Here is a 23,676-nt window from a genome sequence, read left to right as displayed (position 1 = left end):
TGTAATAGCAACACATCAAGAATAGTAAAAAATCTGTGATATGTTACTTAATTCATCGTTGTCTTTCCTTGTCTTTTGCCGTGCCTTATTTAGTATTGTATGAGTAGAGTTGTATGGGGTAAGGTATATTTTTTGGGAGAAAAATAAAATCCCTTTATTCTTATTGGCTTACATCATTTTTTTGAAGATAATGGAAGCATTGTGACCACCAAAACCAAAAGTATTGCTCAAAGCTGCTCTAACAGTACGTTTTTGAGCTTTGTTGAATGTAAAATTCAACTTAGGGTCAAATGCTGGGTCATCTGTAAAATGATTGATTGTAGGAGGTATAGTATCATGGTAAACAGATAAAATACATGCCAATGCTTCTGCTGCTCCTGCTGCTCCGAGCAGATGCCCTGTCATAGATTTGGTAGAACTAATATTGAGGTTGTAAGCATGTTCGCCAAAAAGCACTTGTATCGCCTTCGCTTCGCTGACATCTCCAAGAGGAGTAGAAGTACCATGAACATTGATATAGTCAATGTCTGTTACATCCATTCCTGCATCGTCCAAGGCATTTTTCATTACATTTTTTGCCCCCAAACCCTCGGGATGAGGAGCAGTAACGTGATAGGCATCTGCTGACATTCCACCTCCAGCAACCTCTGCATATATTTTTGCACCACGATTTTTGGCATGTTCGTATTCCTCCAAAACAATAGCTGCAGCTCCTTCACCCAATACAAATCCATCTCTATCCAAGTCGAAAGGACGTGAAGCTGTTTTTGGATCATCATTTCTTTGTGACATTGCTTTCATGGCATTGAAACCTCCAATACCCGCTTCGGTCACAGCAGCTTCCGAGCCACCTACTACGATTGCATCAGCCTTGCCCAATTGAATACAATTGTAGGCACTAATAAGTCCATTTGTAGAAGAAGCACAAGCAGATACCACAGCATAGTTCGGACCTCTATAGCCGTGCTTTATGGAAATATGTCCTGCTGCAATGTCCAGAATCATTTTTGGAATGAAAAATGGATTAAAGCGAGGATTGTTGCCTCCTCCTTCAGCATATTCCATTACCGACTCTTGAAAGGTTAGCAAACCACCAATACCCGAACACCATACCACTCCAACCCTATCTTTGTCAATTCCTTCATCATTAAGGTTGGCATCTACAACTGCTTCATCAGAAGCGATGAGTGCATATTGTGTGAATGGGTCTAAGCGCCGAGCTGCTCTTCTATCCATATAATCTTGGATATCGAAATTCTTGATTTCACAGGCAAACTTGGTTTTAAAATTCGTTGTATCAAAACGGGTGATAAAATCGCTACCACTAACTCCATTTACCAGTCCTTGCCAAAATATTTCAGCAGTATTGCCAATTGGAGTTAATGCTCCTATACCTGTGACTACAACTCGCTTTAATTGCATAATAGGAATTTATTTTATGTGGTTCATTAGGGGAGGTAAGTAGTAAATATAAGTTGGTAATACACTAATAAACAAAAAATTGTGAATTTTTATTACTAAAAATAACGATTGCTTATCACTTAATCTTGCAAAAAACGTATTTCAAGACAACCATTATATCTGTTATGATTGTAAACTTTGGAAGTTGAATACTAATTATTTTTTGACAATTAATGCTTATTTAATTTCGAACCAAACAACCAAGGTCTTCGTCACTTTTCTGCAATGCTTTTCAGAGAATATTGTTTTTTTGATAAAAAAGATTCTCTGAAAATATACAAACTACAAGTTACAATATGATTGATAATGATGAAAAAATAACTTTACATTTTTTTAGATTCCTTCCCCTTTCAATGTAAAGTTATTTTTCCTTTTTCATTAGGTTTGTTGAACCAGCTAATGACTTAATCTTTTTTTCTTCCACGTTCTCTTATCTTACTCTTCTGCATTAGCTTGTAGGTAATCAATGGCCTCTTTAACAGTTGTGATTTTTTCTGCATCTTCATCAGGAATAGAGATATCGAATTCTTTTTCAAATTCCATAATCAACTCTACTGTATCCAAGGAATCTGCACCTAAATCGTTGATAAAGTTCGCCTCAGGTGTAACGTCAACTTCCTCTACCCCCAACTTTTCAACGATAATAGCAGTTACTTTTGATTTAATATCAGACATAATTCAACTTTTTTTAATGTGAAGATTTGTATTAAATTTTTGTAGCTGCAAAGGTAGAAATTTTCTTGAAAAAAATATTAATTCCTTCTTTACTTATCTTAGAGCTTATGAATGTAGCTTAATTACACTAAATTTGCATTCCAATGATATTTCAATTTCTTATTTGACACAAAATTTATATGTTAAAATTTAACAGAACTAAAATAGTAGCTACAGTAGGTCCTGCTTCCAATAATAAGGAGACATTGATAGCCCTTGTGAAAGCAGGCGTAGATGTTTTTAGATTGAATTTTTCGCATGGCACACATGACGGCCATGCAGACGTAATTAAATTGATTCAGGAAATAAATGCAGAATTGAACACCCATGTAGGAATTTTGGCCGACTTACAAGGCCCCAAAATTCGATTAGGAGAGGTTGAAAATGGGGAAGTATTTATTGAAGATGGCCAAACATTGACTCTGACCACCAATGAAATGGTGTCTACCAGTCAAGAACTGTATCTCACTTATGAGGATTTTGCAAGGGATGCCAAAGTAGGTGATAGGGTTTTGATAGATGATGGAAAAATCGAGCTAAAGGTACTCAATACCAATGGTGAAGATAAGGTCACAGCCAAAGTCATTTATGGAGGTCCCATCAAACCCAAAAAAGGGGTGAACCTGCCTGATACCAGCATTAGTATTCCATCCATCACTCCAAAAGATATTCGTGACCTTGAATTTATTCTTACCCAACCTGTGAATTGGATTGCCTTATCTTTTGTAAGAACAGCAGATGAAATTACTCAGCTTCAAGGGATTATTAAGTTTGGAAAACATCCTGCAAAAATCATCTCAAAGATTGAAAAACCAGAAGCCCTTCAAAACATTGATAGCATCATTGAAGTATCGGATGCAGTCATGGTAGCTCGTGGTGACTTGGGAGTAGAGATTCCATTGGAGCAAGTGCCGATTGCCCAAAAGTCTATTGTAAAAAAATGCAATGAAGCGGCAAAACCTGTTATCATTGCTACACAGATTTTGGAGAGTATGATTTTCAATCCCACTCCAACAAGGGCAGAAACGGCAGATGCAGCAAATGCTATTTTTGACGGTGCAGATGCCATCATGCTCAGCGGTGAAACGGCATCAGGTAAATACCCTGTGCGAGCAATTGAAGTGTTTGGTAAAATCATTGAAGAAGTTGAAAAACAAGATGTCATTTACAATAGGGGACATTTGCCAAGTAAAAAATCTAAATTTTACTACACCGATGTTATTTGCTACAATGCTTGTATCATCTCAGAACAAACCAATGCAAAGGCAATTGTAGGCTTGACCCACTCTGGATATACTGCTTTGTTATTGTCCAGTTTTCGCCCCAAAGCCAATATTTACGCCTTTACAGACAACGAAACACTAATCAACACACTCAGCCTGGTATGGGGAGTTAGGACTTTTTTCGCCCCCGTATTTAAAAATACAGATAAAGGAACCATTGAAGTGAGGCGAAGACTAAAAGAAGCAGGTTATGTGAAACGGGGAGATGTGGTCGTGAACACCAGCAGTATGCCTATGAATCTCAAAGGAAAGACAAACATGGTGAAATTGGGCAAAATTGAGTAGTAATCACCGAATAACTTGAATAGTGCATGGCAGACAATCATGATTTGGGAAAAAAAGGGGAGCAAATGGCTGCAAAACATCTGCTCGATAAAGGCTACAAAATACTAGCGACTAACTGGCGACATAAGCGTTCTGAAATTGACATTGTATGTCAGGATGAAGTACTTGAAATTACCATTTTTGTAGAAGTCAAAACCCGAAGCAGCGATTATTTTGGATATCCCGAAGAGTTTGTAACGCTTGCCCAACAAAAGCAACTAGCAAAGGCGGCGGAAGCGTATATGTATGAAAACGAACTGAATGGTGAAATGAGATTTGATATTGTGGCCATTAGTATTGCACCTCAAAAGACAGCATTGAAGCACATTGAAGATGCGTTCTTTTTTTATGATTCTTAAAAAAAAATAAAACAGATTAAAGATGTTTAACGGACTAGGAATGTTTGATGATCTTCAAAAGAATCTGGACAAGATTATTGTTGAAGCAGAAGCTGGTGACGGCTTGGTAAAAGTTGAAGCAACTGCCAGTAAGAAATTATATAATATCTCCATAAATCCTTCATTAGTGGAAAAGGAGAATTTTGATTTGGAAGAATTGGAAGATTTGATTGTGGTGGCGGTGAATCGGGCGATGAAAGTAGCTGACCATCATTCACAAGCAGAAATGCAAAAAATGGCTACAGGTTTTTTACCTCCCAATTTTGACATTGGAGAATTGTTAGGCGGTTTGGGCGGCGATAGCGAAGATGAGGACTATGATGACGAGGAAGAAGACGAAAAATAAAAACTATTCAAAAATTAACTTCCTGATTTGAAATTTTAATATTCAGTGGATAAATTAACTATCAGCAAATGGTTTGAAGACCTTCAAAATCAAATCTGTGCAGGATTGGAGGCATTGGATGGCAAGGCTACTTTTCACCAAGATAAATGGGAAAGAGCAGAAGGTGGTGGAGGTAAGTCAAGGGTAATCGAAAATGGAAATTTACTCGAAAAAGGAGGGGTTAATTTTTCGGCAGTACATGGTGAACTCAGCTCAAATATGCTGAAAGCCTTGGAGATCAAAGAGGGGAAACAGTTTTTTGCCACAGGAGTATCCATTGTTTTGCACCCTATCAGTCCGATGATGCCGATTATTCACATGAATGTACGCTACTTTGAATTGGATAGCGGTGTGTATTGGTTTGGAGGAGGAATAGACGTAACACCTCACTATATCACCCCCAAAGATGCTCAGTTTTTCCACCAACATTTGAAGGGAATATGCGACCAATTTGATGAAAACTATTACCCTGACTTCAAAAAATGGGCTGATGACTACTTCTTTATTCCTCACCGAAACGAAACGAGGGGCATTGGAGGAATTTTCTTTGATAGATTGAAGGAAGACGAAACACACAGCAAAGAACAATTATTTGAATTTGTGAAGCAAGTAGGGCAGTGTTTTGTACCTGTTTACACTTATTTTGCAGAAAAGTACCGCAATGTGAAATACGGTGAAGCCGAGCAAAATTGGCAACTTTTGCGGCGAAGTAGGTACGTGGAATTTAACTTGGTTTACGATAGAGGCACCAAGTTTGGTCTTTATACCAACGGCCGCACCGAATCCATTTTGATGAGTTTGCCGCCTCTTGCCAAATGGGTGTATGATTACCAACCCGTTCCCAATAGCCGAGAAGCCGACACTTTGCAGTGCTTGAAGAAGGAGATAGATTGGCTGAACGCAAAATAAATATGGAAAAGGCTCTTCTCATTCGATTCAGTTCTATTGGCGACATCGTATTGACAACGCCTGTCATTCGCTGTCTCAAAAAACAACGCCCAGACATTGAACTGCATTTTTTGACCAAAAAAAGTTTTGCCAACTTACTGCAATCCAACCCCTATATTGACCGACTTCACACTTTGGATAATGAATTGAAGCCTATCATTGAAGCCTTGAAAGCAGAAAATTTTCACTATGTGATTGATTTACATAACAACCAACGTACTTGGCTCATCAAAAAGGCTCTGAAAACCCGCACCTTTTCCTTCAATAAAATCAACCTCGAAAAATGGCTAATGGTCAATTTGAAGTGGAATCGTTTGCCAAAAAGCCACATCGTGGACCGATACCTGGAAACAGTGGCAGATTTGGGCGTGAAAAACGATGGAGAAGGCCTAGATTATTTTATTCCTGCAAAAGAGGAGGTAAATATTGAAGCACATTTTCCCGAAGTAAAAACGGGTACTTATATTGCAGCAGTAATCGGTGCAAAACACGCTACTAAGCAAATGCCGAAACATAAATGGATGAACTTGTGTGAGTTAATCGAAAAACCCGTTATTGTCTTAGGCGGCCCAGAAGATGCCGAAATAGGGGAAGAAATTGCATCCAAATCTGGAAACCACGTCTTCAATGCTTGTGGAAAATTCACCCTACACCAGTCTGCTTCAATCGTTCGACAAGCCGAAAAAGTCATTTCCCACGATACAGGTTTAATGCACATTGCAGCAGCTTTCAACCAAAACATTGCTTCTATTTGGGGCAATACCATTCCTGAACTGGGAATGTATCCTTACCTTTCTGAATCCAGTAATCAGGCATATAAAATTTTTGAAATGAAGGATTTGAACTGCCGCCCTTGTTCCAAAATTGGCTACCCTAAATGCCCAAAAAAACATTTTGCTTGTATGGAATTGATTGACGAAACGCTGATTGCAGATTGGGCAAATGAAACAGTGTACTGATATTTCGGTTTTGGAGCTTGCGTCTTTTCAATTATCTTAATCAAATCTTGAAAACTGCCATTTAATTTTTAGAAGAACCTCAAATTAGCTATTTTGCAGTGACGAAAGGTATTTCCTGCGGTCTTTAAGGTGTGTGGATGTTTTAATATCTTCAATTTTTAGACTAGTGGAATTACATAAACACCCCAACACTTTTAACACAAAAAAAAGACGACTATGCGTTGGCAAGGAAAAGAAAAAAGTAAAAATGTAGAAGACCGTAGAGGTCAGACTATGCGACGAGTTGGTGGAGGCATCGGGATTTCTACCATCATCATGATTGGTCTTGCCTTGCTATCGGGGCAAGATTTGGGAAGTGTTTTGATGCAAGTTTTTCAACAGCAAGCGCAAACACAGACTCAAACGCAAACCACAAACGAACCCAGAAGTGCAGAGGAAGACGAGTTGGCCGAATTTGTATCAGTGGTTTTGAAGCAAACAGAGGATGTTTGGCAACGTTTGTTCAAAGAACAAATTGGGAAACAGTATCAAGAACCCAATTTGGTGCTTTTTACAGGAGCAGTGCAATCCGCATGCGGAAATGCGAGTGCTGCAACGGGGCCTTTTTATTGCCCTGCCGATTACAAACTCTACATTGATTTGGGCTTTTATCAGCAATTGAAGCAGCAGTTCAAGGTTTCGGGCGATTTTGCGATGGCTTATGTGGTAGCGCATGAAGTGGCTCACCACGTTCAAAATCTGCTGGGTATCAGCGATCAAGTGAGTGCTCAACGAGGGCGTATCAGCCAAACGGAGTACAATGAATTGTCTGTAAAATTGGAACTGCAAGCCGATTTTTTGGCGGGTGTGTGGGCGCATTATGCACAGGAAATGAACAATATTTTGGAGGAAGGAGATATTGAAGAAGCCTTGAATGCGGCCCATGCGATTGGGGATGACAATATCCAAAAGAAAACACAAGGATATGTAGTTCCTGATGCTTTTACACACGGTACTTCTGAGCAGCGTGTGAGATGGTTTAAAAAAGGATTTGATACAGGAGATTTGAACCAAGGAGATACTTTTGGGGCGAGGTCTTTGTAGAAATCCGTTGATTTTTCTTCAAAGATAAATCACATAAAAGGCGCAACACTCAATGAGTTACTCATTTGGTGTTGCGCCTTTTTTGATGCAATAACTCTTTTATCTCACGCTTTTTCTCAAAACTAACTTGATTTTTTCACAAACTTCGTCAAAATCACAATCTGCTGTCCGTCCACACGACCTTCAATCTGCTCAGGATTATCTGCCACCAGCGAGATTTTTCGCACTGCTGTACCACGTTTGGCAGTCAGGCTTGAACCTTTCACATTGAGGGTTTTGATAAGCACGACTGTATCACCTGCTTGCAAAACTGCACCATTGCTATCCACGTGCTGAACTACCGCCTCTTGATTTCCAGCCTCTCCAGTAGCTTTCGCCCAAGCCAGCGTTTCGTCATCCAAATAAAGCATATCCAGCAACTCCAAAGGCCAACCTTCTGAGCGCAAACGATTTAACATTCGCCAAACGACTACTTGTACTGCGGGAATGGCACTCCACATACTATCATTTAGACATCGCCAGTGATTTACATCCACATTCTCTGGATTCTCAATTTGATCTGCACAAGTGCTGCACACCAAAATACACTCCTCAGCAGTACCATTTGAAGTTGGAGGTACTTCATATACGCTCAGTTCATTTATTACACCGCACAATTCACACTTCGACTCACTTCGTGCCTGTAATTCTGTTTCTGTACTCATTTATTACGATTGATTTTGCGTTTTAGAGCCGCAAAATTACACCTTAAATTGGATTGTTCTTTTACTCAAGCTCAATTTCAATCCTCTCATTCTGACTCCCTACGATTCTCTTTTTAAAAAATGCCCTTATAGCCTCTTCTCCTTCAATGATTTGTTTTGATTTTGAAGTGCTTATTTCTATACGTTTGGTCATCAACACCAAACTATCAAAACTACTTTCTACCCTCCATGTTCCAATCCCAAAATCGTATTCTTTGACCCTGTTGTTTTCAGTTGCATCCAAATTGACCCTCAAAGTATCCGAAATCGCAAATTCATCCGTCTTGAGATATTCACTGCCTTTTTTGAAAACAAACTTAATGCTGGCATTCTCATTCGTTTTGTTTTCAATCACAATGCTTTGCATAGGATCGCAAGAGGTTAATACAGAAACAATTAGGTGCATCAAAAACAAGCCTAATTTTTTGTTTGAAGGAATTAATGTGTGTAGTGTTGCCATTTATTTATTGAATTAATGATGATGAAAAATTGAAGGCAGGGTGATTTGTGAAAGGTTTGATTGTAAGATATGCCTTTAATTTCTATTTTCACTTTTAATTTTCATTCACAAATTAGCTCACTTCAATATCATATTTGTCCAACAAACCCGCAATTCCAACAGCCGAAAATTTTGCCTTTTTGATGCGGTTGTTTTCGGGGTCAATCGAATAGTTGAAGGCCGTCCGAAAATCTGTTTTTTCCAATACTGTTTGGTCAAATATCGCTCCCAAAAAATCACAATCATCAAACGTTGAACCACTTAAATTCGCCTCTGAAAAATCCACTTCTCGTAGTCTGCAATCTTTGAAGACGGTTTGCTTCAAATTCAGTTTGTAAAAAGAGGACAAATTCAATTGACAAGCTTCAAAACCCATCGCCAACAAAAACGGGTTGCAGCTTTCAAAATGTATGCCCAACATTTTGCAATCTTTGAAGCGTACATCTCTGAGTGTCGTATTCGCCATATTGCACATACTGAAATCGCAATGCTCAAACACACATTCTGCAAAGGTAATCTGCGATAAATACACATTGGAGAAATTACACCTCACGAAATGGCAATTTTCATATTCGCCCTTCGCCAACGTCTGTTCTGTAAAGTTTTTTCCTTCAATGTGTTCGTCTTCAATCAATACTGGACTCATAATCAATAGATTTTGCTTCAAAAATTCACCCTAAGAAAACCAAATGCCACTTCAAAAAACTCGGAAGGGCAGGATAGCAGTAAATAGATAGAATTTAGAAACCAATCATAAGAATAGAAAATAAAACTTTTTCGGGAAACTCCTTGAATTCATGTATTGAGTGAACCACCCTATTAATTACTCCAAAAGGAATGCGTAAAAAAAGAAAATACATTCCAATATAAACCAACCACTTGGCGATATAGTGTTCAGTTAGACTCGAAGCGATTTTACCTATCGTAACCACCATAAATACCCAAACCAAGCACCCTACAATGATGAATACCGCCTTATTAACATATTTCATGACATTCTTTTGAGATGCACTCATCTGTTCAATCTTTCTACCTGATTGGTTTATCTCACCTACTGTTTCATCCCAATCTTTATCTGAAAACTCTGATAGTTCTTTGAAAGTCGCTAGCCAAGTATAGAAGTATGCACTGATTCCTATGGTGATAATGATGTGAGCGACATTTATAAATATGGTCATATTGATGGTCAATTGTGGGTTGTTAATATTTTACTTCAATTTATGCCATCAACCCTCCATCCACAGGCATCGCATGACCCGTCACAAAACTCGCCCTATCCGAACACAGCCACAACATTGTATTGGCCATTTCAATTGGTTCTGCAAAACGTTTCATCGGAAGATTGGCCTTCAGTTTGTCGGTCAAGCCTGCCGAAAACTGTTCCATCATTTCGGGATTGAACATGGGGGTAATCGTGAAAACGGGACATATAGCGTTGATGCGGATGTTGTATCGAGCATATTCCATCGCTGCGGTTTTGGTCATCCCGACTACTGCATGTTTGCTGGCGACATAGGGCAAATTGTTGGGCAATCCTCTCAGACCTGCAATGGAAGCCGTATTGACAATCACGCCGCTACCTTGTTTCATCATTTGATGCAGTTCCAATTTCATACAGTAAAAAACGCCTGTTGCATTGACTCCCATTACTTTGTCCCAAGTATCCAAAGGCGTTTCTGCTGTTTTGGCGGGCAATCCTCCAATGCCTGCATTGTTGATGGCAATGTCCAATTTTCCGAATTGGGCAATGGTGCTATTGATGAGGTTTTCGACTTCTTCAAATTTGACTACATTGGCTTTGATGAAAATAGCCTTTCCTCCTGCTGCGGTAATTTGTTCTACGGTTTCATTTCCGCCTGTTTCGTTGATATCTGAAACGACTACGGTTCCGCCTTCTTTGGCAAAGGCATGTGCTGTAACTCTTCCAATGCCTGAACCTGCACCTGTGATTAGGATAGTTTTATTGCTGAATTCCATTTTTGAAACTGATTGAGGGGTGATGAAGAATAAAGGTACAAATGAAAGTGAAAAATTTAAACTTTGCGACATTCATTAAAGGAATAATAGGAATTGACCTACTTCAAAAAAAATGTCCAATATGCTTCCTACAGACATATTGGACATTTCAAAAACTAATTGAAGGTAAAAAATAAGGTGTATAAAATCACCCCATCAATTCCTCCAACCGTTCTTTATTCCTGATAAGTAATCGTTTATGATTGCAGTAAATAAGATTTTCCACACGAAGTTCGTTTAAGATACTTGTCACCGTTTGACGGGAAGTACCTGTGATATTGGCGATTTCTTGGTGGGTAAAAAACTCCCTTACGGCAATTTCGTAGCCTACTCTAACGCCTCTTTCCTCTGCCAAATCCAGCATAAACTGAATGACTCTTGATTTGGTGTCTTTAAACAATTGAAGTTCTAGCCTTCTCTGAGTATCGTTTAGTCTATCTGCAATGATTTCCATTACTTTGAAAGAAAAATCCAAGTTTCGGTGCATCAAATCTCGCATTCGAACCAAAGGAATCACATACACTTCCACATTGTCAATTGCCTGAGCAAATTCATTGTTTTGGTGTTTGTTGATCAATCGCAGTTCACCAAAAATCTCTCCTTTTCTGAGGATGGCTTTCACCATTTCTTTCCCCCTTCCAGAGTAAGTGCCTACTTTTATACGCCCTGATTTGACTACATAGACTTTATTGCTGATGTCGTTGGGCAGGTACACAAAATCACCTTTACGTACTTTCCTAGGAGGAGGCGTATAACCTCCGTCGTTGGTCAGCAGTGGCAACATTGATTCTATAGTCACTTCTTGCAACTCTAAAACTTCTCCATCTGTAGCTGTTGGTGTGTTCATATTTGAATCATTTTGATTAAAGTATAAAATATAGGTGCCACATTGGATTGAATCTCTAATAGCTTGTGATATTCCCAATAGGACACTTATTTGATTGTCTTTTCAATAAATAAGGCCAATCTTATTTTTGATTAGTTTTTTGAATATTGCTAAATCAGGCGGTGAGTAGAGTTGAAACAGAGTATAGTATTTAATGCTTTACTATTAAGAAGGTTGGGTTGTTTCATACACTATTACAAATATCCGTCAGATTTTTGACAAAAAAAAGGACATTTTTGTAGTTTTTCCGACAATTTATTTGCTTTCTTTTTAAGGCAAGAATGGTATTGGATGTGTGTTTTGTGTTGAATATCAGTATTCTCTAAAACTTGTTTTTTATGAAAAAACCAGACAAGTTCCTTAGTTTTTGATTTTAACACGGCTGCTAATATTCTATAGACACATTTTGAAGCCAAAACGCTGCACCTTCAAAAAAAATCTTTACCACAAAATCATTTTTTTAGGTCAAAGAACTATATTTGCCAGCAGTTCTTATAATTAAGATTTCCAACTTATCAAGAAAGGTAGAGAGATTAGGCTCGACGAAACCTTAGCAACCTGTCATGTTTAGTTTAGATAAGGTGCTAATTCCTGCTCTTTTGCGCTATTTAAAGCCATGAGGAGATAGATGAGTAAGTATAAAGAATCCTATTTATTATTAGCCCACTATCTGGGTTCAACACCGCTTCATGCCTACCTATTCTATTCTCCTTTGTTTTGGAAATCACAAACAACTATTTAGTCCATGAAAGTTATCGAACAGTTTAACCAAACTGATAAAGCACTGATTTCCTTTGAAATACTACCCCCATTGAAGGGAAAAAGTATCCAAAGTATGTACCGCATTTTGGATTTGTTGATGGAATTTCAACCACCTTTTATCAATGTTACTTATCACCGTGCGGAATACAAATTTAAACTATTGGAAAATGGGCTTTACGAAAAAGTATATACCCGAAAACGACCTGGTACTGTCGGTATTTGCGCTGCAATTCAATACAAATATGGCGTAGATGCAGTACCGCATTTGGTGTGTGGAGGCTTCAATAAAAACGAAACGGAAGATGCCTTGGTGGATCTCAATTATTTGGGAGTCAATAATGTATTATTGCTACGTGGTGATGCGGTGAAAGGTGAGCGCAGTTTTATGCCCGAAACCAATGGGAATAAAAATGCGGTTGAATTGGTGGAGCAAGTCGTGAATATGAACAACGGCATTTACCTAGAAGAAGATCTCCGCAATCCTGTAAAAACAGATTTTTGTATTGGCGTAGCAGGGTATCCCGAAAAACACCAGGAAGCTCCCAACACAGCTTCCGATTTGAAGTATTTGAAGCAAAAAATAGATGCAGGAGCAGATTACATCGTGACACAAATGTTTTTCGACAATCAAAAATACTTTGATTTTGTAAGAAATTGCCGAGCAGTAGGAATCAACGTTCCCATCATCCCTGGACTCAAACCTATTACCAGTCAATCACAAGTGGATAGATTACCGGGTATCTTCAATATTTCGCTGCCCGAAGATTTGGTGACAGAAATTCAGAAATACGATGACAGAGAAAAAGTGAGAGAAATTGGCATTGAGTGGACGGTACAACAATGCAGAGAACTCCTTGATTTTGGTGTGCCGTGTCTTCACTTCTACACCATGAGTGAGGCAGGCCCGTTTCAAAAAATCATGAAAACGTTGATATAAACCGCAATAAACTAATCAATTATCAAATGCAAATCGCCAAATTCGTGCCATTGATAGGTTTCTTCAATAGCTGCTTGGTAGGCTACTTCAATGTGTTCACGACCTGCCAAGGTTTCCAGCATCAGTAAATGTGATGCTTTGGGCTCGTGAAAACCTGTCAACAACCCATTTACTGCAAAAATACCCCGTTCGGGTGTAATGAATTCGTCTGTCCAGCCTGTGCCACCTTGCGTAAATCCTTGGCAGTCTGTCACCGTTTCCAATGCTCGTACAACAGTCGTTCCCACTGCTATGATTCGCCTATTTTGTTGGCGAGCTAAGTTGAGAGCAGATGCAGTGGGCTGCGGTACTTGATAATATTCTTGATAGGGTCGCTCGTTGATTTCCAAACTTGCCACGCCTGTATGCAAAACAATGGGTAAAATTTGAACACCATTGATAATCAATTGAGTGAGCAATTGAGCAGTGAATCCCCGACCTGCTGAGGGCATTTCAGTACTGCCCATTTGTTTGGCAAAGATGGTTTGGTAATAAGATTGAGGATACTGGTCTTTCACATAGTTGTAGCGAATCGGCATTCCATAACTATCCAAATAATTTTCTACACTGTCGTTTATTTGAATGTCCACTTCCCACAACTGCAAATGTTCCTGTTGAAGCAATTCCGAAGAATAATAAGGTGTTTTCAAGAACATCGTTCCGCCATTTGTCAATTGCAGTGTTTCTCCTTGTAGTCCATTTCTGAAACGCTCTGTATGGTTTCCAACAACCTGCCTTAACTCTACAATCCACTGTTTTTCTGACAGTTTAGTAGAAAAATGCACCCGTAGCAAAGTTCCATCCGAACGATAAGCCTCCAATGCTGCCTTCAATGTGCCACTCGTATTGACTACCAATACATCTCCTTCCTGCAAATAATGGTGAATGTTTCGGAAAATGGTATGTTCAATGTTGTTGGTCGTTTTGTTAGAAACCATCAAGCGCACCTGATCTCTTGCTATGCCACGTACTTCAGTGGGTTTGGCACATTGCAGTTGGTCAGGTAGGTTAAAATTGAAGGAGAACGAGTTTACTTTTGAAGTCGGGAGTTCAATCATTTGATTGGTCATAAGAATATTTTTTATTTATTTGATAATCAATAATTTAACAGTTCCGTCATCAATTGCTGGCTAACATAACGCCCACTTGGTAAATTTCCTTCAATGAGTTGCAGGAAACCCTGAACACTTTCTTGGGGCAAGGGGCGGTCGCTGATGTCTTCTCCAGGAAATGCTGCTTGATGCATATCCGTGCGCATATCTCCAGGATCTACCCAGTACACATTCCATTGAGAGTTTTCCACAGCAAGTATGTGGGAAAGGTGTTCTAAGGCCGCTTTACTCGCACCATAAGCTCCCCAACCTGCATAAGCCTCTACACCTGCATCACTACTGATATTGATTATCTTAGCGTTAGATTTTAGGTATTTTTTCACTTTTTGAAGCAATGACAAAGGTGCGATAACGTTGGTGTGGAAAACTGTGTGGATAACTTCAATGGGGTAGTCCAATAAATGAGGTTGCGGAGACATTCCGAGCGTACTTGCATTGTTGATTACCAAATCCAAATTACCCCATTTGGCGATTCTATCGGGAAATTGAAGTAGATGAATTTCGTCTATTACATCTCCTGCAATAGCCTCTACTTCGGTGTATTGCCGCAATGTTTTTTGTACTTCAAAAAGTTTGTCCGCATGCCGGGCATTGATGATCAATCGCCAACCTCTTTGAGCCAATGAATGTGCCAACTCATAACCCAAACCTTTTGAAGCACCTGTGATGAGTGCTGTTTTTTTGTGGGAAGTATTCATATTTGCTTATTTTTTGAGTTATCATAATTGAAAAGCTTTGTGTAAGATTTTCAATCATTTAATACTGCAAAAATAAGGTAGAATAAGCCCCTATGCATCAGGCATTGGAACGGTTTTGAGAGGGAGAAAAGGGCAGGTAAAAAACTGTACAAAAGGACAGGTGAAGGGTATTTGCGTCTACTTCAACAATTGATAATTTCGATATTCAAACAAACGTTTTCCCGTTTTTTGCTCCCACCAATACAACAAACGGTCTGTCCATTTGAAGGATTTATGATTGGTATTTAAGTCCAAATTCCAATTCATTTTTTCGACAAAAGGCAGAATGGCTTTGGGATGTGTGCCATTGAAGTGTTGGAGCGAGTCAATTTTACTGTAATCAAATTGTTCGGTTTGTTCGATGTTTTGTTGAATCCATTCATCCGAATGCCAAAGTTTGTGAAAGTTTTTTTCTTTGGCTTTCATTGTTGTAGGATGTTTGACCCAGCCGTAGTGATAGATGTAGGCATCTACTTCTTTCACTCTCAAACTCCTCTCCTCTTTCTTAAAACCCTGTGCATCTTTGTAAGAATATATCGCCTTGTCATTGCGAATTACCCGCACTTCTCGGCGGTACCATCGGCGAGAATCCCCCACATAACCGTATGTTCCATAAAAGTGTAAGTATTTGAACAACAACCCTTCTACTTCTGGGTTATCCAAGTTTTGACGCATGGCAGTTTGAATAGTATCTAAATACTTTTCATGTACAACTTCATCGCCTTGAATATAAAAAGCCCAATCACTCTCCTCTGCTACTGCGGCAAAAGCCTTATCGGTTTCGGCTGCCAGTACCCGTCCTCCTTCTCTCAGGCTGTCATCCCACACACTATGCACAATTTTGATTTTGTCGGAAGGAATATTTTGAATTAAAGAAAGTGTACCGTCTTCGGATTTGCCCACGCACACTACTACCTCATCGCAAATAGGTAGAATGGACTGAATGGCAGCTTCAATGGGATAACCATATAGGATAGCATTTCGGACAAAGGTAAAGCCACTTACTTTCATGGAATTAAATAAAAATTAAAATGAGCATAAAAATTAAACTCGCACTTGAAGTTGATCACTCACCCCTTGTTATACATTTGCAGACCAGTGTAGAGAATGACGCTTTGGAGGTAAAAAAATAGAATCCAATATGCAGAGTCGGTTCTTGTAGAATAGGCTTTGTGAACAAAATACTCTTCAGTACTTAACTTCTTCAATATACCTTCTTTGCCTGACAACACATATTCTCCTTCTGCAATGCAAACTTGTCCTCCCTGATTGAGTACCATAAAATTGTAGAAAAAATTGAAGAGTGCATACGCCAACAATGCAACTGCCAACCATTGCAACATTTTTGGAACTTTTTGCTGCAAGCTTTTCCACATCAGCCGCCAATTATCGGTTTGATTGATGCGATCCAATGCGCCAATTGCAGGAATAACCATCAACAATGCAAAGAAATGTAAGACATAAGAAAAGGAAAAATTTCCGATACTTTGAGGAGAAAAATAGCTAATTATATGAATCGTTAGACTCACTCCTAACCCAAAGAGGGCGGCAAATAGAAATATAGAGGGTTGTTTATTTTGCATGGTCTCCAAAGATACTCATTGCAGAGAGTTTTTCAAATAATATGAACTATTACCACTCCACCACCACTCCAATACTCGGCAACAGATTCCCCAATTCATTTTGAATAAATTTGGTTTGGTAACGACTTGAGTCATTGGGATCCACTAAAGGCACATCGTTTTCGTCAGTTTGTACGGTCAAGTTGGGAATTCCTTCAATCGAATAACTATAGATGTTTTCGATATCCAAATAGAGGTTGAGGGCAAACTTGTTGTAAAACCACTTTTTATCCAGACGCACATCCAGTTGATGGTAAGCAGGTAGGCGTTCGGTGTTGATGCGATTGAAGTCAAAGATGCCTGTATTCGACACATCCCAAACGCTTTGAAGCGAGGAGGTTGCTACATCATAAGGCGTGTAGGGCGTTCCTCCGATGTATCTCCATCGCAGACCCAACTCCCAGTTCTTCTTGAATTTTTTACCTGCTGTCATACTCACCAAATGCCGGTTGTCCCAACTTGCAGGAGCGTAGTCAGTGGGGTTTTTGTTCGTAAATTCTGACCGCACAAAAGTATAGGCGGCAATCCCGTAAAAACCTTTGAACAGTTTTTGTTGAAACAAAAATTCCAAACCAAAAGCTTTTCCTTGTGAATCAGGCGAAACAGGCGCATCTCCAATCACTCCAAAATCTGCTCCCAAATTGGCGAGTGAAATGGAATCACGCAAAAGGAAAGGATAGTCGTTGTATTTTTTGTAGAATCCTTCTACACTAAACTTGGAGTTTTGATCCGTTTGGTAGGACACTCCGCCTACGAGATGTGTGTTTTGAATATAACGAACTCCGTTGTCCGCATTGACCAAGTTGCCCGTATTGTCTCGATAGCCCAAGACAGTGTAGGCTGGTAATTGGTAGAAAATTCCTGTATTGAAGTTGAGGCTAAATTTGGGAGAGAGTGCGTAAGACAAAGACAATCTGGGTGAAAATTGCTCCAAAGGATTGTTCATATCGTCCGAATAGCTATTTGCATCCATCCGAAAGCCCAATGAAGCGGTCAATTTATCCTTCAAAAGTGTTTTACTCGCTTGAGCAAAAAGACTGTATTTATTGAAGTTCAACTCCGAATCATAATCTACGATTTGCACCTCCCCATTCACTTCTACCCGATTGAAGGTACTATTGGTATATTGGGCAGTTTCAAAGCCCAATCCATAGTTTAATTTCCAGCCATTCATGCGATTGGTGTTTTCCAAACGAAGTTTATTTTCGATTTCTTCCGACACATAATCCAGAATCAAACCATCTGCGACTTCAATGTTGTCTTGGTATTTAATACTTGAGTTGCTTAGGTGATTGCGGCTGATAACCAAAGTAGTGTAGCCATTCTTGCGGAAATTTTTGTAATTTGCCCCAACCGTATAACTCCATTGGTCTTGTTCAGGCAAATTGCCCAATAGAAACTTTTGATCTTCGGTTTCATTGGCAGACAAGTTGAGTACAGCATTGTCGATTGCCCCCAAACCTATCACCGTCAATTGATTGTTTTCATTGAGTTGAAATTTGGTTTTGAATTGAAAATCATTGTAGGTTGGTAAGAAAGGTAGTTCTAAGGCTTCAAACAATAGCTGCAAATACGACCGCCGAAAAGAGGCAATGAAAGTTCCTTTTTTGCCCAAAGGCCCCTCGGCAGTCAAACCTGCATCACTCGATCCAAGTGTAAAATTGAAGCCCAAACGGTCAGTCCGTCCTTCTCGCTGTTGGATTTCCATGACCGAACTCAGGGCATTGCCCCGATTTGCAGGAAACGCACCAGTATAAAAATCCACGTTTTTGATAAAATTGACATTCAATAAACCTACTGGCCCACCTGTTGAGCCTTGTGTAGCAAAGTGATTGATATTTGGTACTTCAATCCCGTCTATGTAAAAGCGGTTTTCATTCGGCCCACCTCCACGGATGATGATGTCGTTGCGGAAAGAAACCGATGAAGCCACGCCAGGAAGGGACTGAATGGCTTTGGAGATGTCTCGGTTTCCACCAGGATTTCGTTGGATTTCGTTCACGCCAATGCTTTGCAGTGAAAGCGGACTTTCTTCCTTTTGAACAAAAGGGTCGGCTTTCACCACTACTTCATCCAATTCTTCTGTTGCAGGTTCGAGTGGAATGTCTATTTCTGCGGGTTTGGAGTTAAACACCTGAATTTCATACACTACTTTGCTTTTGTAACCCACAAAACTCGCCTCAATATTGTAAAGGTCAGGCTTCAAGTTGGTGATTTCATAGCGTCCGTCTATATCAGTTGTTGTGCCTGTTGTTGTACCCTGAATCACCACATTCGCAAAGGGAATCGCTTCGTTATTGATGGGGTCGAATACTTTTCCTTGAATGATTCCTGTTTGGGCAAAAATCATTGAAGGAGTGCCTAATAAGACAACGATTAGCAGCCATTGCAGGCGCAAATTGTAATTGAAGGTCATTTTATTGTTGTTGTTTTACTTGATTGAGGTTTAGAAGCTAGGTAAACCGTTTTGATAGGGGATTGTTTGCAATCTGTAATAATTATACCTCAAAAAATCCAATCCTTAGTAAACATCTCCTACTTATTGTCGTTTAAATCGGATAAATCAAAATATTCGCTAACAAACTAAAAATTCAGTGAAATGAAACTAATCCTCAATTTTATATTCGGCTTATACTGCCTAGGCAGATTAGTGAGTATGATTCCTTTGGATCGTACGCCAATGGAAGAAGATGCTCCAAATGTAGTAATCAATCGTGCCTCTGCTCTAGGAACGATTGCACCACCCTCACCTACTACTTCTGGCAAAGAAGCTTTTAATCTGTTCAATTATTTGGAACTCATAGGTGTAGTGATGTTATTTTTTAGCATGGCCATGCGTAAAAAAAGAAGTAATATAGTGGTGCAAGATCCTACAAACCCAATGGTTGTAGATACAACTCCGATTTGATGCGAACAAAAATGTGTGATTTAAAAAAATAGAACAGGTTTCAAAATAGGTTGTTAGACTGCCGTATTTGTATCTGTTTTTGATTGGCTCAATTAGAGTGAACTTTGAAGTTCGCTTTAATTGAGCTTTTTTTATGCAGTATATCAGCATTTTACACTATATTACCGTCAAATTATCTATCCATAAAACCAGTATTCATGAAAGCCTTTTTTCAAATAAAACACATATTTTTTGTTTTTTTATGTTTTGTTTTCGTTTCCAATGTTTTTGCTCAAAGAATTGATAAGAAACATCAGTTATTGTGGGAAATATCTGGCAATAGTTTGGAAGAACCTTCTTACCTCTATGGCACGATTCATTTGGCTGACAAAAGGGCGTTTGAGTTCAGTGACTCTGTTTTGTTGAAGTTAGAAAGTGTAGATGCTTTTGCGATGGAGGTACTTCCAAATGACATTATGCGATTTATGTTTGAAGAAATAATGAATTATAGTCCTGAAAATGAACAAAATTGGAAAGAGGCGATTGGAGAGGAAAGATACAACAACTTGAATACGTTGGTAACGTCTGAAATAGGTTTTTCTTTGGCAGATATTAGCATGGATTATTCATGGGCACTTTCTTTTCTACTGAAATCTCCCAATCATTCGACACCTGAAAAGGGAGTCAAAGCTACTTTTTTGGATGCGTATCTTTATCAACTTGCCAAGGTGCAGGCAAAAAAGGTCTTGGGATTAGAAGATATTGAAGATCAATTAATGATACAAAAGGATGTGAGTGTTGAGCAGCATGTAGCAGAGATAGAGCGTTATATGGAAATGGAGAGTGGAGAAAAAACGGCTTCGAAGAAAAAAACAAATACGCTATTGGATATTTACCTCAGTGGGGATTTGGAAAAAATAGATGATTACATCCAAAAATACGATTCGGATGACTTCAATTTGGCAAAGACACATTTGTTAGAGCGCAATGTCAAGATGACCAATCAAATGGAAGTGTATCTAAAATCTTATACCCTTTTCACTGCTGTTGGAGCAGCGCATTTGGCGGGTAAAGGGAGTATGATTGATTTATTGCGGCAAAAGGGTTATACCCTTCGCCCTGTTACTGCTGTTTTCAGCGGTTTGGCGAAAGAATACGAAGTAAAAAAATCTACGAAGGAAATGCCGTGGGAAACATTTGAGATACCAGATGTTGCTGCCCAAATTGACTTGCCTACTATGCCTTATCACCTAAAACTGTCAGGTATGCCTGATTTTTTTCAGAGTTATGCGTATCCAGATTTGGGAGAGGGACTCAATTATGCAGTTGTAACCCTTGCTTTTCCAATCCATACGGATTCGGAGGCGGTTGAGCAGACATTTGTGGGCTATCCTGAAAATATGGTAAAAGGAAAAAATGCCAAGATAATAAGCCAAAAGGAAATTACATTGAATGACTATCGAGGATATGATATAACTATTCTTGAAAACAACACACAATATGGGCGTTATCAGATGTTTATTCGTGATAAAACCATATACATCAATGGATTGACAAGTACTCAAAAGGAATTAATTGAAGGAGAAAATGCAGAGCGTTTTTTGAGTTCCTTCAAAATCAACGCTTTTACTGCTTCCGAATGGAAAACCATCACTTCAAAAAAAGGGGCATTCAAAATAGAGCTACCTAAGGAAGTGAAAGAGGTGGTCAATCCTTTGGCGGATGAACAAGGAAATCTTCAAGCTGAAATGCACATTTTTGAGTGTGCAGAATCTACTACAAAAACAAAAACCACTTACTTGATTAGCTATCAAGATTATGCGCCAGAATGGAGGATTGAAGATGAAAACGAAATATTTGAATCGGTATTTGAGCGAATTTCCAAGCAAATAGGGATGGAAACTCCTGTAAAAGATACAATTGTGCAGGGGCATCCGAGTAGGTTTTCGATAATCAGTGATGCAACAGGAAAAGTACGTCTGCAATTGATTATCCGAGGTAATCGGGTATATATGTTGATGGCTGTGGTAGAGGGAGAACAAAATGGTAAAGAGAATCAATTCTTCGAATCTTTTGAGTTATTGAAGGAAGAAGTTTCTGAGCAGCAACTATACAAAAGCCCTTCTTACCCTGTTTCTTTTTTGGTTTTTCACGAACCTAAAATTGAAGATGAGGAAATTTCTGTTTACCAAAGAGCAAGTTCCAATATAGATTCGGTCAAATTCTATTATTCGCTGGATAAAAATACGGGGACCAACTATACAACAACAGTCTATCAATTTACTCCTTACACACAATATCAAAACATGGATTCACTCATGGAGAGTATGTTGCAGCTTTCGGTGGGTGCAGATAGTTTGGTTAGCTCTAAAAGAGAGGATATCTCTGGATATTCGTCACTGGAGGTCGTTACCAAATCTCCAAAAGCACATACCTTTAAGCGTGAAAAAACGGTGGTAAAGGATGGTTACATGTATGAATTTCAGACATTTTTACCTCAAGAACAGCTCTATTCACCTATCAACAATCGCTTTTTTGAAGAAATCAGTTTTGAAAAACACCCCAAACCCTTTGATTTGTTTAGTGATAAGAGCGAATTATTGTTGAGTGATTTATTATCGGAGGATGAGAAGATCCAAGAATTGGCCTTAGAAACTTTGGACTACTATGATTTTGAAGATACTTCCTTTGAGCGTTTAGAAAAGGCATTTCAAAAAAACTACCCCGATGAAAAGGAGAACGAATATGCAGCGAAAAAAACACTGCTTTGGCAAATGTATGATGTGGATAGTTTGGCTACATTTGACTTTATCAAAAACCATTACAGTGAATGGGCGGACACCAATAGCTGCCAAATATCAGCAGCTGCAATATTGTTGGAAATGCAACAACCCGCTACCATTGACTACCTCAAAGAAATATTGATTGAGCAGACACCTTTGGTAAGCGAGGCAGAATATTATGTAGATGGTATGTTGGCTAATTTTGTATTTGAAGGTGATACCCTGCAACTTGCAGAAAGACTGTTTCCAGACATCTTACAATTGATTTCCAACAAAGATTATGAAAACAGCGTCTTGCGATTGATATACGCAATGGTCGTCAAAGAACGCCTACAACCCCAACATTTAGCCCCTTATGAAGAAATGCTACTCACCCATATTGAAGCTACTATTGACAATGCAAGTGTGGTAGCAGAAGAAGACGAAGGGGCTTACCTAGTTTGGGAAAAAACACCATATTACATCACTTTATTGGAGCAATTGGAGAACAAGGAAAAAACGCTTTCTCTTTTCCAGAAAATATTGCAGTTGCCTTCTGAAAGTTTGCAATTGGAAGTCGTAGAAGTTTTGTGGAAGAGGAATGAATCAGTTTCTACTAAAATTTTGGAGCAATTGGCTGAAAATGTGCGTACGAGGGAAAGGTTGTATTCCCTTATGGAGGAAACGAAAAAGACGGATTTGTTTCCTGCAAACTACAAAAATCAAGCTGCTTTAGCAGAGAGTAACATCACTACTTACCTTAACTATGAATGGGACACAGATGAAAGTACGATTCTCCCTCTAAAACCAAGAAGCTACACCTACAAGGGCAGCAAGTATTGGGTATATCCGTACAAAATCCAACTGGAAAAACCTGAGCATGGTGAAAGCGCAACGTGGTATTTGGGTATCAGTGGATTGTTTCCGTGGGACAAAAAGGAACTGAGTGTTACTTCATTGGATTTCACAGAGATAAATTATAACGAATTGACCGATGATAACTTGGAGGCTTTGTATGCTGAATTATTGGAAAAGGGAGAGGTGTATGAAGAACGCCGTTTGGAGGAAGAAAAGAAGGAATAGATATTCTGATTTTTTTTATTTAAAAATTGTTATTCA

Annotated in this window: 22 protein-coding genes and 1 riboswitch; of the genes, 9 read left to right on the top strand and 13 right to left on the bottom strand. The window is 39.0% G+C overall.

Features of this window, described 5'->3' with window-relative positions; translation table 11 throughout:
- Positions 1–168: 168 nt before the first annotated feature.
- A complete protein-coding gene (fabF, locus tag R3E32_21110) occupies positions 169–1,422 on the bottom strand; it encodes a beta-ketoacyl-ACP synthase II (protein MEZ4887245.1) in 1,254 nt (417 codons plus the stop codon).
- Between the two features lie 474 nt (positions 1,423–1,896).
- Complete coding sequence (locus R3E32_21105; GenBank protein MEZ4887244.1) at positions 1,897–2,136, bottom strand: acyl carrier protein; 240 nt, start codon at positions 2,134–2,136, stop codon at positions 1,897–1,899.
- A gap of 179 nt (positions 2,137–2,315) precedes the next feature.
- On the opposite strand from R3E32_21105, the gene pyk reads away from it, so the two are divergent.
- The 6 genes from pyk to R3E32_21075 all read left to right on the top strand — a co-directional run bounded on the left by pyk (position 2,316) and on the right by R3E32_21075 (position 7,555).
- Positions 2,316–3,743, top strand: coding sequence for a pyruvate kinase (gene pyk, locus R3E32_21100; protein ID MEZ4887243.1), 1,428 nt, complete (start codon positions 2,316–2,318; stop codon positions 3,741–3,743).
- 26 nt (positions 3,744–3,769) lie between these two features.
- Positions 3,770–4,141 carry a YraN family protein gene (locus tag R3E32_21095; GenBank protein ID MEZ4887242.1) on the top strand — a complete coding sequence of 124 codons (372 nt, stop codon included), beginning with the start codon at positions 3,770–3,772 and terminating at the stop codon, positions 4,139–4,141.
- Between the two features lie 22 nt (positions 4,142–4,163).
- On the top strand, positions 4,164–4,526 hold the full coding sequence (locus R3E32_21090; GenBank protein ID MEZ4887241.1) for a YbaB/EbfC family nucleoid-associated protein: 363 nt from the start codon (positions 4,164–4,166) through the stop codon (positions 4,524–4,526).
- Between the two features lie 45 nt (positions 4,527–4,571).
- Positions 4,572–5,474, top strand: a complete 903-nt coding sequence (gene hemF, locus R3E32_21085; protein ID MEZ4887240.1) for an oxygen-dependent coproporphyrinogen oxidase — start codon at positions 4,572–4,574, stop codon at positions 5,472–5,474.
- Positions 5,475–5,476: 2 nt separating this feature from the next.
- Positions 5,477–6,472, top strand: a complete 996-nt coding sequence (locus R3E32_21080; protein ID MEZ4887239.1) for a glycosyltransferase family 9 protein — start codon at positions 5,477–5,479, stop codon at positions 6,470–6,472.
- A 216-nt stretch (positions 6,473–6,688) separates the two neighbouring features.
- Positions 6,689–7,555 (top strand): neutral zinc metallopeptidase, encoded by an 867-nt coding sequence (locus R3E32_21075; protein MEZ4887238.1) that lies wholly within the window; start codon positions 6,689–6,691, stop codon positions 7,553–7,555.
- 122 nt (positions 7,556–7,677) lie between these two features.
- On the opposite strand, the gene R3E32_21070 is transcribed toward R3E32_21075, so the two are convergent.
- The 6 genes from R3E32_21070 to R3E32_21045 form a co-directional block, all read right to left on the bottom strand.
- A complete protein-coding gene (locus R3E32_21070; GenBank protein MEZ4887237.1) occupies positions 7,678–8,259 on the bottom strand; it encodes a PhnA domain-containing protein in 582 nt (193 codons plus the stop codon).
- 61 nt (positions 8,260–8,320) lie between these two features.
- A complete protein-coding gene (locus tag R3E32_21065) occupies positions 8,321–8,758 on the bottom strand; it encodes a hypothetical protein (protein ID MEZ4887236.1) in 438 nt (145 codons plus the stop codon).
- A gap of 112 nt (positions 8,759–8,870) precedes the next feature.
- Positions 8,871–9,443: a pentapeptide repeat-containing protein gene (locus R3E32_21060; protein MEZ4887235.1), complete on the bottom strand. Its 573-nt coding sequence runs from the start codon at positions 9,441–9,443 to the stop codon at positions 8,871–8,873.
- A 94-nt stretch (positions 9,444–9,537) separates the two neighbouring features.
- On the bottom strand, positions 9,538–9,975 hold the full coding sequence (locus tag R3E32_21055; GenBank protein ID MEZ4887234.1) for a hypothetical protein: 438 nt from the start codon (positions 9,973–9,975) through the stop codon (positions 9,538–9,540).
- A 40-nt stretch (positions 9,976–10,015) separates the two neighbouring features.
- Entirely contained in the window at positions 10,016–10,774 is a 759-nt protein-coding gene (locus R3E32_21050) for a glucose 1-dehydrogenase (protein ID MEZ4887233.1), read from the bottom strand.
- 187 nt (positions 10,775–10,961) lie between these two features.
- On the bottom strand, positions 10,962–11,660 hold the full coding sequence (locus R3E32_21045) for a Crp/Fnr family transcriptional regulator (protein ID MEZ4887232.1): 699 nt from the start codon (positions 11,658–11,660) through the stop codon (positions 10,962–10,964).
- Between the two features lie 548 nt (positions 11,661–12,208).
- A riboswitch (SAM riboswitch) is annotated at positions 12,209–12,334 on the top strand.
- A 110-nt stretch (positions 12,335–12,444) separates the two neighbouring features.
- On the opposite strand from R3E32_21045, the gene metF reads away from it, so the two are divergent.
- Complete coding sequence (metF, locus tag R3E32_21040) at positions 12,445–13,398, top strand: methylenetetrahydrofolate reductase [NAD(P)H] (protein ID MEZ4887231.1); 954 nt, start codon at positions 12,445–12,447, stop codon at positions 13,396–13,398.
- Between the two features lie 11 nt (positions 13,399–13,409).
- Here metF and R3E32_21035 read toward each other — a convergent pair whose 3' ends face one another.
- The 5 genes from R3E32_21035 to R3E32_21015 all read right to left on the bottom strand — a co-directional run bounded on the left by R3E32_21035 (position 13,410) and on the right by R3E32_21015 (position 19,324).
- Entirely contained in the window at positions 13,410–14,507 is a 1,098-nt protein-coding gene (locus R3E32_21035) for an S-adenosylmethionine:tRNA ribosyltransferase-isomerase (protein ID MEZ4887230.1), read from the bottom strand.
- A 26-nt stretch (positions 14,508–14,533) separates the two neighbouring features.
- Entirely contained in the window at positions 14,534–15,247 is a 714-nt protein-coding gene (locus R3E32_21030; GenBank protein ID MEZ4887229.1) for an SDR family oxidoreductase, read from the bottom strand.
- 177 nt (positions 15,248–15,424) lie between these two features.
- On the bottom strand, positions 15,425–16,297 hold the full coding sequence (locus R3E32_21025; protein MEZ4887228.1) for a glycosyltransferase family 2 protein: 873 nt from the start codon (positions 16,295–16,297) through the stop codon (positions 15,425–15,427).
- Between the two features lie 59 nt (positions 16,298–16,356).
- The gene (locus tag R3E32_21020) at positions 16,357–16,869 is read right to left on the bottom strand and encodes a hypothetical protein (protein MEZ4887227.1); all 513 of its coding nucleotides are present in this window, start codon (positions 16,867–16,869) and stop codon (positions 16,357–16,359) included.
- 49 nt (positions 16,870–16,918) lie between these two features.
- Entirely contained in the window at positions 16,919–19,324 is a 2,406-nt protein-coding gene (locus R3E32_21015) for a TonB-dependent receptor (protein ID MEZ4887226.1), read from the bottom strand.
- Positions 19,325–19,507: 183 nt separating this feature from the next.
- On the opposite strand from R3E32_21015, the gene R3E32_21010 reads away from it, so the two are divergent.
- Together R3E32_21010 and R3E32_21005 are read left to right on the top strand one after the other, a co-directional pair.
- Positions 19,508–19,816, top strand: a complete 309-nt coding sequence (locus R3E32_21010; GenBank protein MEZ4887225.1) for a hypothetical protein — start codon at positions 19,508–19,510, stop codon at positions 19,814–19,816.
- 299 nt (positions 19,817–20,115) lie between these two features.
- Positions 20,116–23,640 (top strand): TraB/GumN family protein, encoded by a 3,525-nt coding sequence (locus tag R3E32_21005; GenBank protein MEZ4887224.1) that lies wholly within the window; start codon positions 20,116–20,118, stop codon positions 23,638–23,640.
- Positions 23,641–23,676 lie beyond the last annotated feature (36 nt).

It is taken from the genome of Chitinophagales bacterium, from assembly GCA_041392475.1.
In the GTDB taxonomy this organism is placed as follows: Bacteria; Bacteroidota; Bacteroidia; order Chitinophagales; family UBA2359; genus JAUHXA01.
This window is presented reverse-complemented; position numbering and strand designations above follow the sequence as displayed.

Coding starts and splice junctions, on each gene's coding strand:
- fabF (MEZ4887245.1), bottom strand. CDS start 1,422: ATGCAATTAAAGCGAGTTGTAGTCACAGGTATAGGAGCATTAACTCCA.
- R3E32_21105 (MEZ4887244.1), bottom strand. CDS start 2,136: ATGTCTGATATTAAATCAAAAGTAACTGCTATTATCGTTGAAAAGTTG.
- pyk (MEZ4887243.1), top strand. CDS start 2,316: ATGTTAAAATTTAACAGAACTAAAATAGTAGCTACAGTAGGTCCTGCT.
- R3E32_21095 (MEZ4887242.1), top strand. CDS start 3,770: ATGGCAGACAATCATGATTTGGGAAAAAAAGGGGAGCAAATGGCTGCA.
- R3E32_21090 (MEZ4887241.1), top strand. CDS start 4,164: ATGTTTAACGGACTAGGAATGTTTGATGATCTTCAAAAGAATCTGGAC.
- R3E32_21080 (MEZ4887239.1), top strand. CDS start 5,477: ATGGAAAAGGCTCTTCTCATTCGATTCAGTTCTATTGGCGACATCGTA.
- R3E32_21075 (MEZ4887238.1), top strand. CDS start 6,689: ATGCGTTGGCAAGGAAAAGAAAAAAGTAAAAATGTAGAAGACCGTAGA.
- R3E32_21070 (MEZ4887237.1), bottom strand. CDS start 8,259: ATGAGTACAGAAACAGAATTACAGGCACGAAGTGAGTCGAAGTGTGAA.
- R3E32_21065 (MEZ4887236.1), bottom strand. CDS start 8,758: ATGGCAACACTACACACATTAATTCCTTCAAACAAAAAATTAGGCTTG.
- R3E32_21060 (MEZ4887235.1), bottom strand. CDS start 9,443: ATGAGTCCAGTATTGATTGAAGACGAACACATTGAAGGAAAAAACTTT.
- R3E32_21055 (MEZ4887234.1), bottom strand. CDS start 9,975: ATGACCATATTTATAAATGTCGCTCACATCATTATCACCATAGGAATC.
- R3E32_21050 (MEZ4887233.1), bottom strand. CDS start 10,774: ATGGAATTCAGCAATAAAACTATCCTAATCACAGGTGCAGGTTCAGGC.
- R3E32_21045 (MEZ4887232.1), bottom strand. CDS start 11,660: ATGAACACACCAACAGCTACAGATGGAGAAGTTTTAGAGTTGCAAGAA.
- metF (MEZ4887231.1), top strand. CDS start 12,445: ATGAAAGTTATCGAACAGTTTAACCAAACTGATAAAGCACTGATTTCC.
- R3E32_21035 (MEZ4887230.1), bottom strand. CDS start 14,507: ATGACCAATCAAATGATTGAACTCCCGACTTCAAAAGTAAACTCGTTC.
- R3E32_21030 (MEZ4887229.1), bottom strand. CDS start 15,247: ATGAATACTTCCCACAAAAAAACAGCACTCATCACAGGTGCTTCAAAA.
- R3E32_21025 (MEZ4887228.1), bottom strand. CDS start 16,297: ATGAAAGTAAGTGGCTTTACCTTTGTCCGAAATGCTATCCTATATGGT.
- R3E32_21020 (MEZ4887227.1), bottom strand. CDS start 16,869: ATGCAAAATAAACAACCCTCTATATTTCTATTTGCCGCCCTCTTTGGG.
- R3E32_21015 (MEZ4887226.1), bottom strand. CDS start 19,324: ATGACCTTCAATTACAATTTGCGCCTGCAATGGCTGCTAATCGTTGTC.
- R3E32_21010 (MEZ4887225.1), top strand. CDS start 19,508: ATGAAACTAATCCTCAATTTTATATTCGGCTTATACTGCCTAGGCAGA.